At 37.2% G+C, this 16651-nt stretch carries 16 protein-coding genes and 1 pseudogene; 6 read left to right on the top strand and 11 right to left on the bottom strand.

Annotated features, from left to right (window positions below):
- Positions 1–5 precede the first annotated feature (5 nt).
- From VXM68_RS15765 to VXM68_RS15745, 5 genes and pseudogenes are all read right to left on the bottom strand, one after another.
- The gene (locus tag VXM68_RS15765; protein WP_367209301.1) at positions 6–644 is read right to left on the bottom strand and encodes a Shedu anti-phage system protein SduA domain-containing protein; all 639 of its coding nucleotides are present in this window, start codon (positions 642–644) and stop codon (positions 6–8) included.
- A gap of 9 nt (positions 645–653) precedes the next feature.
- Positions 654–1808, bottom strand: a complete 1155-nt coding sequence (locus VXM68_RS15760) for an RNA-binding domain-containing protein (protein ID WP_367209300.1) — start codon at positions 1806–1808, stop codon at positions 654–656.
- Positions 1796–4453 carry a TrlF family AAA-like ATPase gene (locus VXM68_RS15755; RefSeq protein WP_367209298.1) on the bottom strand — a complete coding sequence of 886 codons (2658 nt, stop codon included), beginning with the start codon at positions 4451–4453 and terminating at the stop codon, positions 1796–1798. Before VXM68_RS15755 ends, VXM68_RS15760 begins: the two co-directional genes overlap by 13 nt.
- Positions 4450–4788: a helix-turn-helix domain-containing protein gene (locus tag VXM68_RS15750; protein WP_367209297.1), complete on the bottom strand. Its 339-nt coding sequence runs from the start codon at positions 4786–4788 to the stop codon at positions 4450–4452. Before VXM68_RS15750 ends, VXM68_RS15755 begins: the two co-directional genes overlap by 4 nt.
- 1032 nt (positions 4789–5820) lie before the next feature.
- Positions 5821–5979: pseudogene (locus VXM68_RS15745) on the bottom strand (hypothetical protein); the annotation flags it as partial.
- 1928 nt (positions 5980–7907) lie between these two features.
- Here VXM68_RS15745 and VXM68_RS15740 point away from each other — a divergent pair.
- Positions 7908–9035 (top strand): serine hydrolase domain-containing protein, encoded by a 1128-nt coding sequence (locus VXM68_RS15740; RefSeq protein WP_367209296.1) that lies wholly within the window; start codon positions 7908–7910, stop codon positions 9033–9035.
- Here VXM68_RS15740 and VXM68_RS15735 read toward each other — a convergent pair.
- Both VXM68_RS15735 and VXM68_RS15730 read right to left on the bottom strand, forming a co-directional pair.
- The gene (locus tag VXM68_RS15735) at positions 8974–9255 is read right to left on the bottom strand and encodes a hypothetical protein (RefSeq protein WP_367209295.1); all 282 of its coding nucleotides are present in this window, start codon (positions 9253–9255) and stop codon (positions 8974–8976) included. The genes VXM68_RS15740 and VXM68_RS15735 overlap by 62 nt on opposite strands.
- Positions 9256–9373: 118 nt before the next feature.
- The gene (locus VXM68_RS15730) at positions 9374–10363 is read right to left on the bottom strand and encodes a YhdH/YhfP family quinone oxidoreductase (RefSeq protein WP_367209294.1); all 990 of its coding nucleotides are present in this window, start codon (positions 10361–10363) and stop codon (positions 9374–9376) included.
- Between the two features lie 110 nt (positions 10364–10473).
- On the opposite strand from VXM68_RS15730, the gene VXM68_RS15725 reads away from it, so the two are divergent.
- Complete coding sequence (locus VXM68_RS15725) at positions 10474–10827, top strand: winged helix-turn-helix transcriptional regulator (RefSeq protein ID WP_367209293.1); 354 nt, start codon at positions 10474–10476, stop codon at positions 10825–10827.
- A 216-nt stretch (positions 10828–11043) separates the two neighbouring features.
- Here VXM68_RS15725 and VXM68_RS15720 read toward each other — a convergent pair whose 3' ends face one another.
- Both VXM68_RS15720 and VXM68_RS15715 read right to left on the bottom strand, forming a co-directional pair.
- Positions 11044–11550, bottom strand: coding sequence for a flavodoxin domain-containing protein (locus VXM68_RS15720; protein ID WP_367209292.1), 507 nt, complete (start codon positions 11548–11550; stop codon positions 11044–11046).
- A 36-nt stretch (positions 11551–11586) separates the two neighbouring features.
- Positions 11587–11835 carry a PepSY-associated TM helix domain-containing protein gene (locus VXM68_RS15715; protein WP_367211306.1) on the bottom strand — a complete coding sequence of 83 codons (249 nt, stop codon included), beginning with the start codon at positions 11833–11835 and terminating at the stop codon, positions 11587–11589.
- A 233-nt stretch (positions 11836–12068) separates the two neighbouring features.
- On the opposite strand from VXM68_RS15715, the gene VXM68_RS15710 reads away from it, so the two are divergent.
- Positions 12069–12572: a transcriptional regulator gene (locus VXM68_RS15710; protein ID WP_367209291.1), complete on the top strand. Its 504-nt coding sequence runs from the start codon at positions 12069–12071 to the stop codon at positions 12570–12572.
- Positions 12573–12714: 142 nt separating this feature from the next.
- Here VXM68_RS15710 and VXM68_RS15705 read toward each other — a convergent pair whose 3' ends face one another.
- Positions 12715–13419 (bottom strand): SDR family oxidoreductase, encoded by a 705-nt coding sequence (locus tag VXM68_RS15705; protein ID WP_294187645.1) that lies wholly within the window; start codon positions 13417–13419, stop codon positions 12715–12717.
- 182 nt (positions 13420–13601) lie between these two features.
- Positions 13602–13685: a ClbS/DfsB family four-helix bundle protein gene (locus VXM68_RS15700; protein WP_367211305.1), complete on the bottom strand. Its 84-nt coding sequence runs from the start codon at positions 13683–13685 to the stop codon at positions 13602–13604.
- A 452-nt stretch (positions 13686–14137) separates the two neighbouring features.
- On the opposite strand from VXM68_RS15700, the gene VXM68_RS15695 reads away from it, so the two are divergent.
- From VXM68_RS15695 to VXM68_RS15685, 3 genes are all read left to right on the top strand, one after another.
- Positions 14138–14563, top strand: coding sequence for a DUF1810 domain-containing protein (locus VXM68_RS15695; RefSeq protein WP_367209290.1), 426 nt, complete (start codon positions 14138–14140; stop codon positions 14561–14563).
- Positions 14564–14754: 191 nt separating this feature from the next.
- Entirely contained in the window at positions 14755–15684 is a 930-nt protein-coding gene (locus VXM68_RS15690; protein WP_312329475.1) for an alpha/beta hydrolase, read from the top strand.
- 352 nt (positions 15685–16036) lie between these two features.
- A complete protein-coding gene (locus VXM68_RS15685) occupies positions 16037–16651 on the top strand; it encodes a hypothetical protein (RefSeq protein WP_367209289.1) in 615 nt (204 codons plus the stop codon).

The following is a 16651-nucleotide window of genomic DNA, read 5'->3' as shown; positions in this document are numbered from 1 at the left end:
AAATTTTAAAACATCTTTCTCATTCTATCCATATAAACATATTCTTTCCAATAGTTTTCAAGTTTGGAGTAGCCAAAGGAAACAGGATTCTCCTCGAAATTCCAAAGTTCATCCGGATGTTCGCGTAGAATTGTTATAGGCCTAAGGAATAAGTCACTCGACCTTATTTCAATATTTGATATTGAATTCTGATGGCTTCTCCATTTCATGGCTGCCTCTATTTTCCAATCATCTGAACTCCCCGCCACTAAAACATATCTAAACCGTCCTACAGCACCGAAAATTCTCTTTTTCTCGGCAGGATATTCATGAAAATATCTATCCCATTCGCGTACTTGCTCCAATGCAGCATTGAGTTCTGCAGACGGCTTCCCTGACGTATTGAATAATCTCATTCTCGGCTTTTCAATTTCCAACAACACCCACTCAGGACTATCGGAGTTGTCATTTAGCCAGGCAAAGTCGCATCTCAACTTCGCACCAGATGACAATTCATGAAACAGCGGTTGTACGCCATATTTTCTTGAATACAGTTCGTAAAAAAGAAAAGAATTTCGTTTTAGAACTTCAAGTAATTTAAGCTCGGAGTTTATCGTAAATGCTTCATTTAACTCCCTTTCGACTGAATCAGCGTTCCAGTTCATACTAATACATTAAGGGCGTTGAATGATAACCTTAAATTGTTCTGCCTGTGTATCATTTGCAAAATCAATATTCGGGTATAGGGCTACAGCTCTTGAAACTCCTGTTCCCAAGCCTTTGTAAGGCAGGACAAATTGTGCAACGGACTGGAGGATTGGGTTTCGTGCTATTGATATACCATTTCTAATATTCTCAACAGTCAAAGAATTAGGTAATTTACCCGGACTGTGAATTTCAACCCTGTTCCTGAAAATGAAAATCTTGATCGTTGACTGGATGAAGTAGTCCCGATGTATCAGTGCGTTAACTAACAGTTCCTCAAATACCTCATAAGGTATTTCCCATATCGCAGGGCTGTTAAAGGAACTTCCTGTTTGTTGCTTTCTCATATTTCTATCCACAAATCCGATTGCCTTCTGAAAGACCGTCAGCATATTACCTTCGATCGGTGCCTCACTATCGGAAAATGTACTACCAGTAATATCATCCGCATCAACAGAGACACATTGGATAGTGAATTGAGGACGGAATTGCTGTCTGCGATCACTAAATAACAAGAGTCCTGCCAGGGTCAACTGCCCTTCAGACAAGAGATTCAGGTTTTCGAGGGATTTTGGCAGATCAATACCCATATCTTCCAAACCTCTACCGTATTTAGTATGAATAAATTTATTGAATAGATCAACATCAATATCAGCAATCGTACTACCTACGACAGGCAATTCATCTGCAAACATAATTTTACTGCTTTGTAATAGCCGCGCTATTTCATCATTTGATGTTACTCTCCTTTTGTCAGAGCCATTTTTCATGAAAATTGCGCCACTACGATCTTTATAAGGTTTACTGATTCCTTCTTTAAGTTCTACAACCACCAGATTCTGCTCATTGACCCTTACCGTTTCTGTCTTGATAACTATGGGAGGAAAAACACTTTGAGAAGCGACATTAACCAACTGTTGATTTACTGACTGTAACTCCTGAAAAGAAAGTCCATTTAAATCTCCCGTTTTGTCGTTCACCCCAATAATTATTATTCCACCTTCCGTATTTGAAAAGGCTACCATTTCCTGGGCAAGAGAGTCGATGTGAGGGAGGCGTTCTTTAAACTGCACCCTGGAGCTTTCTCCTTGTTGGATGAGTTCCAATAATTCTAATGCTTCCATAATTCGTATATCATTTTACGTTGGTTAAAGGCTTCTTCGCCGCCTTCCATAATGTTTACAATCCTTTTTTGTATGCTAGTGTCATCAATACTGCCTTCTGTTGTAGAAATTACACCATTGTGATAAGAACAGCAGATCGTTTGCTCGCAATCCCCAAGAACAGGTATATTGGGGTTATGTGTTGCAAATACAAATTGAGTACTGTCTTTCAACTTTCTTAGTTCGGTAATTACATCTGAATAAATAGTCTGGTTATCCAAATCATCTTCGGGTTGATCGATGATGATGATATCGTTCTCCTTTAAGGTCAGGATAAACAAGATAAGTGCAGACGCTCTTTGTCCTAGGGAGTGTTCATTTAATGGCCTTCCGTTATAGTAGATCACATATTTGTCCGGTACACGGTAGGTCAGGAATGCATTAATATTATCTTTGAACTTACCAGTAAAATTTGAAAGGTTATTACCTCCGGATAAAATACGGCTCACTTTGCTACCATCCACCCTAAGATCATTATAGACCTCAATCAAATCTGCGTAATGATCTGCTATTTCCGACAAAGCTGCATCGCGTAAACCACTTCCCCGGACACTCGCTCTTATAAACTCTTTGAAACGATCCTTATTCCCTTTAAAGTTGACTTCAATTCTTAATTTAGACTGGTCGTTATTCAGCTTTTGCACTTCTTCCACTACCAATTGATATTCTGCATGCCATAGCCCTTTAAGGTCTACAAGTGCTTGTTTGAGCTTTTGCAAAGCTTGCTCCCTTCGTTGATCAAGCTTACCGATTTCTATCAATTTTGCGTTTTGCAGATCAAGGTCTTTGGACAACCTAACATACGCGTCGGCTTCTATATTAGGTAAATTGATTTCCCTTTTTATTTTGGAAAATTCTTCTTTTAACTGCTCATATTGCGCTATAAATCCATCCTTAAGATTATCTATGGAAAGTTTCTCTTTTTTCAGTCCTTCAATGATACCTGAAATTTTTAGGAATGTCTCTTCAAACCTGTTGAATGCTTCATAAACAGCAACAAATAAGGAAGAATTCTCTTTTGACTGATAGTTTTTCTGTGCAGCAAACAATTCCCTGTAATCATTTACCGTTTCCTGCAAGCCATTGATAACACTGTGCTCAAATTGAAGTATATTATCCAGTCGGTTGTTGTCTTTATCGAACTCTATTTGCTTGTTTAGTTTTTTATCTATTTCATTATCCTTGAATATCCTCATATTCAGTTCAATAGATGCTTTTCTTTCTTCTATCTCCTTTTTCTGGGACAGGGATTTGTTGATGCGCTGGACTTCCGTCAACAATGTTGTTACTTCACTATTCTTTTCCTCGACCTTTTGTCTTACAGGCATCAGTTTATCACCCATAAGTTTGGAGATAAGATCTTCAGTTGAAGTCTCACCGCCTATGTCAGACAGATCTTTCTGACCGTAATAGAGTGGCTTGTTCAGGATGGCGTTTACTTTGAGGTTATGCTGTAATTGTCCATTCTGGTAAATGTTGGTAGATTCCCCCATTATTTTTTCTGCGACAAAAACCTGTCCGTACTTGTCCACCAATTCTATCGTTAGTTTCCCCCCGCTGCCAAGAAAATTCTGAACCAAACGTTCTTTATATCCTGGCTCATGGGAGTTGGCACCTAGTGGAATGTCAAGCGCATAACGGATTGTTTCCAACAGTGATGACTTTCCGCTTCCTCTAATACCAATAAGGTTGTTCATGGCTGAGCTGAAGGATAGTTTCTTATCCTGCCATTTACTCGTCGTAAAACTAATTGACTTTAGCCAGGCCTTTTCTATCTTATGGGGACCGTGCGATACTCTTTCATGATGATCCAGTAGCGCATATTTCAGTGCGTCAAAATTGAACGCACCTATTTTTATATAAGTCTTCTTTTCTTCGCCATTTTGCTTGTGAGCCTTACCCACATCTTCCACACATTTGCAATCTGAACCTTCTACAAATGCGGGAAGTTTCCCTGAAAACCATTGGTTCAATCCCTGTAATTGATCATAGCTTCGGAATTTTTGGAAAGCCAAGACAAACTCCCGGAAAAGCTCGCTATTTGCAAATTGCTGTTTTCTTCCACCGTCCAATTCTTTCAGGAAGCCGCTATCCTGGTCAACATGGGCCATCACTATAAAAGAATCCCTGCCTTGTGACTTATGGTTACTTAGTTTCTGAAGTACATTTTCAAGACTATAATTGCAACGTGTGTTTTCATTTTCCTTATTGGCAACACCTTCAAAGGCTGATGTTAAAAACTGATTTATATAATCTTCTTGTCCGGTAATCCATGATGAGTGGTCAAATACAATCAGGCAGTGAATGCCATTCGCTCCATCATTGACTGATAATTCGACACCGGGTAAAATCCAAATATCTTCTTTCCATGCCTTTTTCCGGAAGTTAACAAACTCATCCCTGTCAAATTTATTGTGGTTGGTAACTACAGCAATATGAACGTCTTCCTCTTTAAGCCTTTGAATACACTGGTTAAAAAAATCATTGGGGTTTGCAAGAGGCTTAAATTCCTTGTCCTTATGTGTATGTAAATGAAAATCGGCACGAAGCCATGTGGCTCCGTTTTCAAATATCATCGGTTTTGATTGTTGTTCCTGATTCATCATTTATCCTGTTTCTTTTTCAGTATATCAATTTTCTTTTCTGCGGCCTTTAATGCCTCCTTTGCTACGTCTTCTCCAGCAAGATCAGAAGCTACCTTATCACTCAAATAAGATATCAGAAGAGCTTTCTCATCCAGTTTAAGTGCTTTGGCAAGTAAGCCGATTTGCTCACGGGTAGGTTTTCTTTCTCCCTTTTCAAACTTACTTATCATAGCTGTATCAGCATTGACGGCAGCGGCTACCTGCCGCAATAGCAGACTTTCCGATTCTCTGGCCTCTTTGAGTATTTGCCCTAACGTTTTCAATTTGTCGTATTTATTCTTGTCAAGATATGCCAAATTTAGTGAACTTTTCTGGAATTTGTACTAATGATTATCGTTATGATCGAAACCGGTTTATTTCAGTCTAAAAGTTATTCTTACAACTATTGTTAATTGTATCGATAGTGTCTGCACAATTAATTTAAAACATTCAGTTTGTTTGTTGCATTAACTATAGTATTAGCTAAGAACTTATCCGCAAAAGGGGATGTTATTTATCCCTTTTCGCAGATAAAAGCTTTAGCAAATAATCGGCTCAAATTATCCCTTCCTCACCACTAAATGGCTCAGCCCCGGATCGTTAAGCAGGCGTTCCATTTCCGATTGGATAATGTCCTGAACGTCCTGGATTACTGCAACCATAATTCCAACATTTTTTTGATACTGTTTTTTACTTCGTGCATCTTTTTCTGTAGCACTTTTTTCTCCACTTCATAGACCAATAGCCAGCTTTTAAATTCAGCGATCTGATGGAGCGTGTGCAGTTTTTTTACAGACTAGTTGAAGTTGTTTCCGACCGCATTTAACTCAGTCCGCAGCTTCACTAGTTCTGCCATTGCGTCATCCTGTGAGCTGTTCCGGTAGGTGGTTACGATAGGTTTGTCAAACAGCATCCTACGCACATATTCACTCAGCTTTCGGCAGGTAGAAGCCTTTCATTTCTTTCCAATTTCGGCATACTCATCCGGCGTCGACCGGCAGATGACTCGTCTTGTCCTGTTTGTTTCCTTTCCTTCCATCACTATTCATTTTACTCACATTTCAATTATTGTTTCATCGGTGTTCGTGAGAACGCTTCGCTTAGTTCACGTTTACAAACTGTATTATCCTACCAAAAAGTAAAGCCCGCGGGTTCCGAGAAGAGGGCTAAAAATCCCGGTTGTATGACAACAGTTCATCTTGCCGATTGAGCACGCATCCGAAGGATCATCATTAGGACGAAGATGCATCATCCCGGACATTAGGAACACCTTAGTCCAAACATGTAAAACGGACAGACTTCGCTTCGATCCCAATCAGAAGTTAGATCTAACACACAGCGAACGAAACTTACTTATCTTGGAGCTTTCTCATTATTTTACTCATGAATACCCTAATCTCCACATAGGTGAGGTCTGTTGCTCGCTCTATTTCCCTTATACTGCGCTTATCGACATGCAGCATCCAGAAAACTTGCTGTTGCTCGATTGGAAACTCGCTGAGCGCAAGGTGAAGTTGTTGAAGCTAACATTCTGTAAAGTCCATTTTGATTGAGGTTTCATTCTTTTTCATAGCTTTTGAATTTTTAAGCTGCCAGCTTAAATAAGCATATTGCCAGTATCTAATGGTTATGATGAACAATTTTAGTGACATTCATGCTAAAATAATATATTGAATCGCTTCAATAGGGAACTTTTGATAAATTAAACGGCGCTAAGAGTTTTTCAAACACTTAGCGCCCGTTGATACCTCGGCAAGAACAATCAGCATTGATCTTTCTCTGTTTTCTATAAGATATTATCACACCATTTATAGGTAAAAGGAATGTCCACTTGGTTTAGAAATTTGGCCTCGTATAACTTGTGCATAACATTTATAAAACAGGAATAATGTCTAGGGAAATCCTCAACGGACAAAGGAAATGTCAATACCTTATTAGACTTTAAACCACTGTACCAGAACAATGAAAAGGAAAGTGGATCGGTGAACAAACTACCTGTTATACAGCAGAATGGTATGTAAATTATGAAAAAGTAAAAAGGTAACAGAACTGGCTGTAAAATACCATCTTCTAAATGGGAGATTAAAATTGTATGTGTTTCCTATCAAACCTATCCCTAACAACCATATTATCGGCGTATATGCAGGAGCCATAAATCCAAGCAGACTCATACTCCATTCACTGGCAGGAAGAAATATTAATAAAATCCATGAAAAGAAATACAGGATTAAGCCTACACTATATAGAACAACCCCTTGAAACTGACGAGTGCTACCAAGTTTCAAGGGCATCAAGAACGTCAGAATAAGTAATATAAACCTTGAAATATTTTCCCCAAAAAGAATAATTGCTACAGAAACATCGCCAGCAAATGCATCCTGCCATTTAGTGGCAGTACGTAGCGAAAGCAATGAGAGTCAATGCTATTTTCTATTCTTCCGTATATAGCTTCTGAATTTCTGTATTGGGGAGGGTTGAATTACATTTCCTCTTCCTAGTAAATCCCCCCCTATTATCTTAGCCTCACTTTTAAACAATAGGAACGCGTAGAATAATCGCAGAAATCATTTTTAGTATCTACGTATTAAAATATTGACAGGAAATTGAAGCAAGTTCTATATATAGATTAATTATTCACTATATCAAAACTGCTATAAAATGAAAATGGTATGCCAATTTCGACCAAAAATCGTTATTATTGCGTTGTGGTTTGATTGAATATTGGCTTGTTCGTATTCAAAGCAAACAACACTCTTTGAATACTTTGAAAATCAGATTTTTAGACTTTTAATAAAAACCAATATGGGCCGAAGGTGTTCGATAGAGCTACCTGTTAGCCCGCTGAGACATAAAAACGCAGTTTGAGGCATGAAAAATAAGATTCTGGCAGAATCGTGGCAAAATGATTCTTTAACAGTGGCAAAACAGCTCTAGCAGGGCTAAAAACAAAGAAAGTTCCGGTCCATCACTCTCCGCAATTAACTAGAAGCAAATAGCTCCTAGATGGTCTAAAAAGCTTTAAAGCCTGTAATTTTTAAAAATTACAGGCTTTTTCTTTTGGTGGGAATTTGCAAAACTTACAAAAACACTCCTAATTTTTGTGGCAGATTTGTGGCAATTTTATAAGTCAAAAAAAACTGCCACAAAAAACACTTAAATCACTGTATATCAATACATCAATCTCGTCAACGACTTCACCAAATAGCAATCGCAAAAGATATAATTCCGAATGATTCTTTTGAGATGTTTAAAAGCAAAAAGACAAAATGTAATAAAAAGCCACTATCTTTAGAGCAACTTGAAAGGGTTGAAAATAAAGTGTTTTCTTCTGAGCGACTCTCGCTAATAAAAGAATGCTTTCTCACTGAAAAACTGCAATGTAAGAAATTAACGCTACCAATTGTCATTACCTTAGGTTCACCTTTTAAAATATCATATGAATAGTTCTTTCAAGATCATTTTACTGCTATTTGCAAGCACATTGTCTCAGCAGGTTTTTGCGCAAAGTACTTCGGACAGCATTGATCTCTTCATAAAAGAGAAAATGTCCAAGTTAAAAATTCCTGGACTTCAACTTGCCATCGTAAAGAACAACAGGTTAGAGAAACTGTCCGCGTATGGTCTTGCCAATATTGAACATCAAGTTGCCGTTGATTCAAAAAGTTCATTCTCAATCAATTCCATGACAAAGGCCTTCGTGGGTGTAGCTATCATGCAATTACAGGAGTGGGGCAAGTTAAAGGTAGAAGACCACATCTCCCAATATATTTTAGATATTCCTGATGATTGGAAATCGATTACCATTAGGCAATTATTAAGCAATACTTCCGGACTTCCGAACAACATAGACGACAAAGAGCAGGTTCTTGGTGATGGCACAGAAGGGAAAAACTGGGAGATGGTAAAGAAATTACCGATACAATTCAAACCGGGGGAAAGGTTCAGCTATAATCAGACCGGATATTATATACTGGGAAGAATAATCACTAAATTAAGTGGTAAACATTTTACTAAATTTATTGACGATAATCAATTTAAGGTGGCAACGATGAGCGCAACAGAGTTCGGCGACTCCCATGACATCATACCCAATAGTGCAGGGGCATATTCTACAATTGTCAATGTGGCCGGTAATTGGATCAATGACGGCAAGCTGCATAATGCATTTGCCACTTTCCCACTCTTCTTCAGAACTGCAACTGGTATAATATCGACATCCGAGGACTTGGCCAAATGGCTGATTGCATTACAAAGCGGAAAGCTGTTGAATAATAAGAATAGCGTCCAGCAAATGTTAACTTCTGTAACTTTGAACGACGGTCATATTGATGGTTTTAATAGGCTCACTAATGGCTATGCTTTGGGCTGGCCGACCGTAGTCAGAGATGAACATCCCGCAGCTGCTCCTGTAGGTGGAATGCGCTCTGCATTATTTGTCTATCCTAAAGATGATCTGTCAATAATCGTTCTGACTAATCTTCAGGGTTCTAATCCGGAATGGTTCATTGATGAGATAGCAGGAAATTATACATGTTCAACATATACCTTTCTGCCATCTGCTTAGGGGCAACTGTAACAAACTGTGGCGGAGTTATAGTTAAATTCTGTCTCCTAGTTTTGTCGAAATGATCAAAGCGGTATCCTTCTTCCTCCAGATCAATCATATCTTCATATGTGTAACGGTTTTCGGGGTTGATCCTTTTCCGAAATTCGAATTTCTCAACATCGACAATGAATTCTATACCACTAGCGGGATCTTTGTAAATCGGTAATTCTCTTCTCATAACTCACCCTTTTACTATTCTTAATGGTATGCTGAGCAAAGTATCGGAACTAATTAATTATGTTATTCAAAAAAGATATTGCCAGTATAATATTTCCGTCATATTAAACTAAGTTACTTTAGTGCTTTACTACATACCTTCTATTAGCTCTTCCCTCTAGCAAAGTATTTAAAACATCAGGCAGTTCATCAATTGAAATTATATCCACCATTTCAGAAAGAAAGTTAGGTTTGAAATCATTAGCAAGTAAATTCCAGATCTCTTCCTTAAATTGTAATGGTTGCTCTACTGAATCTATTCCGATCAACTTGACGCCTCTTAAAATAAAGGGATATATGCTGGTATTTAGATCTCCAGAAGCCACATTTCCACAACAGGTTACTACTCCGTTATAATGCAATGATTTTATTATTCCCGATAAGATCTTCCCCCCTACACAGTCAATACCCGCTGCAAAATCGCTACTTGACATGGCACGTGCATCATATTTTGCAATAAAATCTTCTCTTGATATGACTTCAGAAACACCAAGAGTACGCTGAAAATGATCCGTGCTCTTCCCGGATATGGCTACGACATCGTACCCATTCTTTGATAAAATAGCCGCAGAAAGACTCCCCACCCCCCCGGTAGCACCACTTACTATTATTTTTCCGCTTCTAGGGCTAATTCCTGATTTAATCAAGTTATAAACAGAAATACCAGCCGTCAAACCTGCCGTACCAAAAGACATGGCTTCCAATGGGGTTAGTCGCGCTGGTAATGGGATGATCCACTCCGCTGGAACACTAATATATTGGCCAAATCCTCCCCAAGTATTCATTCCCAAATCATACCCTGTTACAATCACATTATCTCCCTTATTGAATCGACTGGATCTAGAAGAAACGACCTTTCCTACGGCATCTATTCCTGGTATATGAGGAAAATTTCTCGTCACACCTCTGTTCCCCGAAGCAGATAGCGCATCTTTGTAATTTACGGATGAATACGCTACTTTAATCAGTACATCGTTTTCGGTTATCTGATCGAAAGGGACATCTTCAACTTTACTTTTAAAAATTCCTTCACTTTCTGTGATCATTAAGGCTCTGAATGTATTACGCATAAAAATAATTTTGAGTAAATTTGAACATTAAAAAACTAAAAAGCAATAACTTACAAAATGATCATATACTGCACAAAAGTTCAGTTTATTGATTATCAAGAGATAAAATAATGTCAGAAATAGAAAAGATTGAAACCGTTTGCCCATCGGATATTTTTCTGCAAGTCATAAAGGGTAAGTGTAAGACTACATTAATTATGCTTATAGGGAAAAATAGGAACCGTTTTACGGAGATGAAAAAGACACTGCCCACAATTAGTGAGCGTACGATTGCAAAACAACTTAGGGAATTGGAAGCCGATGGTATTATTAGCCGAAAGGTTTTCAATGAAGTTCCTTTACGAGTTGAATATTATTTAACAGAATACGGCGAAAGTATTTATCCGATCGTCCGCGATATGCGTAAATGGGGACACATACATTTAAAGCATTTGGAAAATGCTTATCGAAATCAATCGAAATGAATTACAAATAAATATATATTTTCTGAGTTTTTCGATCATCTTCTCCGACCATACTGCTATATATTAAACGAATGAAAATACCAGTTCTTTATTCCAATGCATCGTTTTAAGATAAACTCACTATCCGCACCAAGGTAAATACCATTGTATCGTCATTGCTTAATTTTTTTTACATGAGCCATTTTGCTACAGGAAAATTCCTAAGGTTTCTTGAGTTTACCCCTTCCTTTCGATAATTGTGCAGTTTGGGTTCGATATTTTCTGCAATAGGTTTAAAAAACGGGAAGCACTTGAAGAAGCATCACCTTCCCCATAGGTGCTAATAAGCACCATTAAATATTTGACTTGAGGATATTCAGTATAATTATCCATATCGGTCATGTAGGTTTTTAAACCACTATTTATTAATTGGTTAAAAAACTTTTGCGCAAAAATTCGGGTGCCACCGGTCTCCGAACCTACTAATAAAATATATTCAGCATCCAGTGCCGAATAGATATTCTCCGGTATGTATACTGCTGCGGACAACTTTTTATTTTTTAAAATAATACCGAATAAAATATAGACTATAAACCCTAATGCCGCAATGAGTAATATAACGGGCCAAGTATGATCAATAGGACCACCTATCTGTAGCCAAATAATATGACTAATAAATATTCTCTCTGCGGAAACCGCTGGCATGCTGCCAATATTTATTGCAGCCATTAATGTTTCAATCATCTTATTTTATAAGTTTAATATCTGCTCTTATTCTTATCAAAAAATCAAAAACAACAGTGGAATGATAATACCTAAGGCAAATTCAATCCCACGGATACCGAAGAAACCTCGGTCACCTTTGTTCATAATCAACCCGGTAATGATAACAATGATGATACTAATGGCAAAAGTATCGGAAAAATACCTCCAATAAGTACCTGGATTATAGTGTAGAAAGGATAACTGGAAGAGAAAGGGGCGTCTTTTGATCCCTAGATAGTCCACCTGCCCGTTTGTGGTGTTAATGGTAAAAGAGGAGCCGGTAGAAAGGACTCAAGCTAGGTTTTATAATTAAACGGTCTCAAAATATTATTGATCAATGATCATTTAAAATCGTATTAAGAATATTATTTCTATCAACTGTGCTTTCAGTTTCATCATCATTATTTTCATCTAAAGACCGCCGGTCACCTCATCTTTTACCATAACTTTTCTTGTTTATAAACAACGGTATAAGCAAAAATGTTTATATTGGTACTATGATTCAGCAATACGAAAAATACAAAGGTATCCATCCAGGGATTATACTTGATAGAGAATTAAAAAAACGTTCTATCAAGCAACGCCCTTTTGCTTTATCTATAGAAGAACATCCTCAAACTTTTAATGCAATTACCAAAGGTAAAAGAAGATTTAGCACCTCATTGGCATTAAAGATTGAACGAGAACTTGGATTGGAAGAAGGTACTTTGGTGATATTGCAAGCATTTTATGAAATCCAAAAGATCAAAGAAAAAGAAAGCAAAAGCACTCCTAAGCTGAATGTTTTGAGCAAGGCTTTGTTTTGGGATACAGATATTCAGCAAATAGATTGGGAACGACAGTATAGGGCTGTTATTCAACGTGTTTTTGAACGAGGAAATGAAACTGATAAGGAAGAAATCATTCGTTTTTATGGAGCTGAAAAAGTAGAAAAGGCTTTGCAGGATTCTAATATCAGAAGCCCATATACCATATACAGACCCAATAAAATTACCGGCTAATTATGATGTATTATGACCCCGTTAACGATCTTTTGAAAAATACATTGATTACGCTAATGGAATCTTCAGTATTAGATTCTTTTCGTTTAGTGGGAGGAACAGTGGAAGTACCCAGGCTAACCCGCCTAAGTACTTCACTACCTTATTTTGTTTTTGTCGGACGTACTTCGATCTTACTTGGAAGTACATTCTGATTCATTTTCAATAGATCTACCACCATTTGTCCGATATCAGCGGGTTGAATTTTCCAATGATCCTCTTCGTTAGGGGTATGACCATTGAAATTTGAGGTAACTGATCCCGGCATTATGGTAGTACATTTCACATCATAATTCCTAAGGTCAAGCATTGCGGCTTGTGTAAATCCCACAAGACCAAATTTGGTCGCATTATACCCTGCACCTTGGGCAAAGAAATTTGTTCCAGCTAATGATGCGATTGAAATAAAATATCCTTTATTTTCCTTTAGCTGTTCGACACCGGCTTTAAGGGTATGAAAAGCCCCGGTCAGGTTGGTGTTGATCATGGCATTCCAATCGTCAAGTGACATTTCGTCTACGGGAGCAAAAGTCCCCATACCCGCATTGGCAATAATGATATCCAGCTTTCCAAATTTTTCAACGATTGCATCGACAGCCTTTTTTTCATCTTCAAAATCTGTCACGTCTGCTTGGATTGCGATTACATTCTGATTTCCTAATTCGTGTTTTGCTTTTTCTAAATCTTCCGTGTTACGGCCAGAAATAGCTACCTTTACTCCTGCTTCAATAAGCGATTTCGCTATTCCAAAACCTATCCCTTTTGTTCCGCCAGTTATATAGGCCACTTTATCCTTAATATTTTGCATAATATTTTATTTTTTTGATCTTGAATGTATAGTTCCTTCTGTCAGTTGTTATTAAAACCTTCTCTTAGCTATTTACTAATCCGTTGCAATCCATCAGAAACTATAACTCGAAAAGTCGTAAAAAGGTTCTTTATATTTTATCTTATTTAACTTTACACCCTCTTTCGAAGCGTAGAGGATTTTTATTTAATGTTACGTTCTTTTTTCCACTTACGAATTCGCCCTCTTGCATCGGTATAAGGCGAAGACGTGTTAAACTGAATCATCTTCCTAAAGTCCATTTCTCATAGCAGTAAACCTCATATAATTTACTTAAAATAAGACATGATTTGCTTCACCCGTTTTTCAGTCTGGTGCGCTTGTGCTTATAAAGGGTAAATCAAAAGGTTATCTCCTTAAATGTCTTGCAATGTAAATGCGGATATTTTTTCGGGGTGAAGACTATGGGATTGGCTATTTTGCATAGTGTTATTATAGGACATTTTTGAGCTGGCATAGTCGCCTATAAGCGTGGTAAAATGTACTATAATGCCACATTATGTAACTTAGCTTTCGCCGATTTGCATACTATGGCGTACCAAAATCTGCACGAGGATGTCAGCATGACGAATCGCGCGCCATATGCGCAGGAGCTTGAAATCGGGCTTCCAAAGCAAAAGATGCAGAAATAATTTGCTTAATTGCGTATATTGCAATTTATATTAAATCGCAAACTTATATGGAATTAAAAAGGTTTTTGGATGCCCAGAACCAAGTTTATCTGACGGCACTTTCTGAAATCAAAAATGGCAGGAAGACTTCCCATTGGATGTGGTATGTGTTCCCGCAGCTCAGGGGTTTGGGAAGTAGTGCAATTTCCGACGAATATGGCATCTCCGGTGTGTCTGAAGCAATCTCATATTTGGCCCACCCCGTTCTTGGGAAGCACCTGATTGAAATTTCAGAAGCCCTCCTACAGCTCGATGGCTTTACGGCAGAAGAAATATTCGGTTATCCCGATTCCCTCAAGTTGCGCTCCTGCATGACATTATTTGCCATGGTTAGCGATACTGAAAATATATTTGATAACGTCCTCAAAAAATATTTTGACGGTGTTGCTGACGAGCGGACAGTATCGGCGATCAGAGCAAAAAATATAAGCTAATGTAATCTCCATACAAAAACCTGCTATTTTTATATATCAACTTATTCTTTGAATAATCAATATTCCAAGACACCGTGTAACCATGTCAACTTGCTTAAATGGACCTTCCCGGAATAATAAGACGGATTGATTTTGATCTCAGGGTTGCCGATAATTCTATCTGAATTCATAACAAAACATAACATTTTAAAATGACAAAAATATTTTTACTGCTTTTTTGTACGCTGACAACATTAATTGGAAGAGCTCAAACGGAAAAGATTTACTCAAAAGCATACGGAAAAAGTGAAAACCCGGCAATAATTTTCATTCACGGCGGACCAAGAGGAAACTCAACACTATTTGAAGGAACAACTGCAGAAAATTTAGCAAGAAAAGGTTTTTATGTTATCGTTTATGACAGACGTGGTGAAGGTCGTTCAATCGACAAAACTGCAAAGTTTACGTTTCAAGAAGCAATTAGCGATTTAAATAGCATTTACGAAAGATATAATATCAAAAAAGCAAATATCATTGCTCATAGCTTTGGTGGCTTGGTTGGAACACTCTTTACAGAACAAAATCCTGGAAAAGTAAATTCATTAATTCTTGCAGGTGCACTTTTTTCACAACAAGAAACGTACAACCATATTTTGGAAACAACACGAAAAATCTACAAAAAAAAGAATGACACCTTAATGCTTTCCAAAATTTCCGAAATTGAAAAATTAGCTAAAAATTCGGCTGAATACAGAAAGCAATGTTACGAAATTGCAAGTATGAACAACTATTTCAAAATGCCATTTCCGACAAATGAAGCAAACCAATTGCGAGAAAATTATGAAGATAGTGAATACGGAAAAAGCAATATTCGAAATGACGACGCTCCTATTTTGTTCTATAAAAATGAAAGCAAAAATAATATTGACACCAAACCTATATTAAAAAAACTAGAAAAAGAGAATGTAAAATTATTTGCAATTTATGGTTTACAGGACAAAATCTTTTCAGAAAATCAATTAAGCGATATGAAGAAAATAGTTGGAAAACAAAATTTCAAAACAATTGACAATTGCTCGCATTATCCATTTGTTGACCAGCAAAAGCAATTCATTGAGATAATCGAAAAGTGGGTTAAATAAAAAAACTACGACCAACAAGGTATTGCCAAAAAGTTTGCTGTAAGCATAACACGACACACCAAGGCAACAGAATTGTATTAATGACACCGAAGAAAAGCTGAGATCCATTTTGACCGAACAATATATGTCAGAAGATGGCGACGAATATAAAGTAGAACTAAAAGAAGGTTTGACCAACAATAAGAATTATTTAATAGTGGGCTATTTTTTGGTTAATTATAACCATTGGCAATATTTGCTGAATTAGGATAAATTTGCGCTAAATAAAAAGTCACGCTGCAATCATCAAATATAGACGTAAGCACAAGGAAAGGACAAATTAATCGGCCTAACCTAATACCTTTTAAATAATATGTTTTATAAATTACAACAAAATAAATTTATCCAATGGACGATTATTCATATCAGATACCTTGTCGCATTGGCATTCGTCCCTTCCGGATTTACAAAAGTAGTTGGTGAAAGATTTACTCAATTACCTACAACCAGTACCATAGGGCAGTTTTTTGAAGTACTTTATCTTTCCGGTATCTATTATAACTTTCTAGGTGTCATGCAGATAATTACTGCAATCCTTCTTATGACGCAGCGATTCGCATTAATTGGAACATTTCTCTTTTTGGCCATAACAGCCAATATCTGGATGATTACAATTTCAATGCACTTTAAGGGTACTTGGATCATCACTAGTTTGATGATGTTTGCGGGTTTAATTCTCCTTTATTGGGATAAAAATAGAATCTCAGAATTGATTTCGGAATATGATTCACCCAAAAAAATGTATCCTCCAAAGGTATCAAGAATTTGGGTTAATGCGGGTATAATTTATATAAGCTCCTTACTCATCATTTGCTTTGTTGGTTCGAAAAACGATATGCTATCTAAAACCGTTTATGTCATCGCCCTATTTATTTTAGTAGCCACTACGCTTTACTCCAATTTTGTTTTCTGGAAAAAATCAAATTAA

The sequence above is a fragment of the Sphingobacterium sp. R2 genome (genome assembly GCF_040760075.1).
Classification (GTDB): domain Bacteria; phylum Bacteroidota; class Bacteroidia; order Sphingobacteriales; family Sphingobacteriaceae; genus Sphingobacterium.
Note: the sequence above shows the minus strand (reverse complement) of the source record. Positions and strands in the feature narration are given on the sequence as shown.

What these genes read in the sequence shown, in the direction of transcription:
- VXM68_RS15695 (WP_367209290.1), top strand. Translation starts at nt 14,138, where the DNA reads ATGGAATTAAAAAGGTTTTTGGATGCCCAGAACCAAGTTTATCTGACG.
- VXM68_RS15735 (WP_367209295.1), bottom strand. Translation starts at nt 9,255, where the DNA reads ATGAGAAGAGAATTACCGATTTACAAAGATCCCGCTAGTGGTATAGAA.
- VXM68_RS15760 (WP_367209300.1), bottom strand. Translation starts at nt 1,808, where the DNA reads ATGGAAGCATTAGAATTATTGGAACTCATCCAACAAGGAGAAAGCTCC.
- VXM68_RS15710 (WP_367209291.1), top strand. Translation starts at nt 12,069, where the DNA reads ATGATTCAGCAATACGAAAAATACAAAGGTATCCATCCAGGGATTATA.
- VXM68_RS15705 (WP_294187645.1), bottom strand. Translation starts at nt 13,419, where the DNA reads ATGCAAAATATTAAGGATAAAGTGGCCTATATAACTGGCGGAACAAAA.
- VXM68_RS15755 (WP_367209298.1), bottom strand. Translation starts at nt 4,453, where the DNA reads ATGATGAATCAGGAACAACAATCAAAACCGATGATATTTGAAAACGGA.
- VXM68_RS15725 (WP_367209293.1), top strand. Translation starts at nt 10,474, where the DNA reads ATGTCAGAAATAGAAAAGATTGAAACCGTTTGCCCATCGGATATTTTT.
- VXM68_RS15685 (WP_367209289.1), top strand. Translation starts at nt 16,037, where the DNA reads ATGTTTTATAAATTACAACAAAATAAATTTATCCAATGGACGATTATT.
- VXM68_RS15720 (WP_367209292.1), bottom strand. Translation starts at nt 11,550, where the DNA reads ATGATTGAAACATTAATGGCTGCAATAAATATTGGCAGCATGCCAGCG.
- VXM68_RS15690 (WP_312329475.1), top strand. Translation starts at nt 14,755, where the DNA reads ATGACAAAAATATTTTTACTGCTTTTTTGTACGCTGACAACATTAATT.
- VXM68_RS15700 (WP_367211305.1), bottom strand. Translation starts at nt 13,685, where the DNA reads ATGATTCAGTTTAACACGTCTTCGCCTTATACCGATGCAAGAGGGCGA.
- VXM68_RS15765 (WP_367209301.1), bottom strand. Translation starts at nt 644, where the DNA reads ATGAACTGGAACGCTGATTCAGTCGAAAGGGAGTTAAATGAAGCATTT.
- VXM68_RS15740 (WP_367209296.1), top strand. Translation starts at nt 7,908, where the DNA reads ATGAATAGTTCTTTCAAGATCATTTTACTGCTATTTGCAAGCACATTG.
- VXM68_RS15730 (WP_367209294.1), bottom strand. Translation starts at nt 10,363, where the DNA reads ATGCGTAATACATTCAGAGCCTTAATGATCACAGAAAGTGAAGGAATT.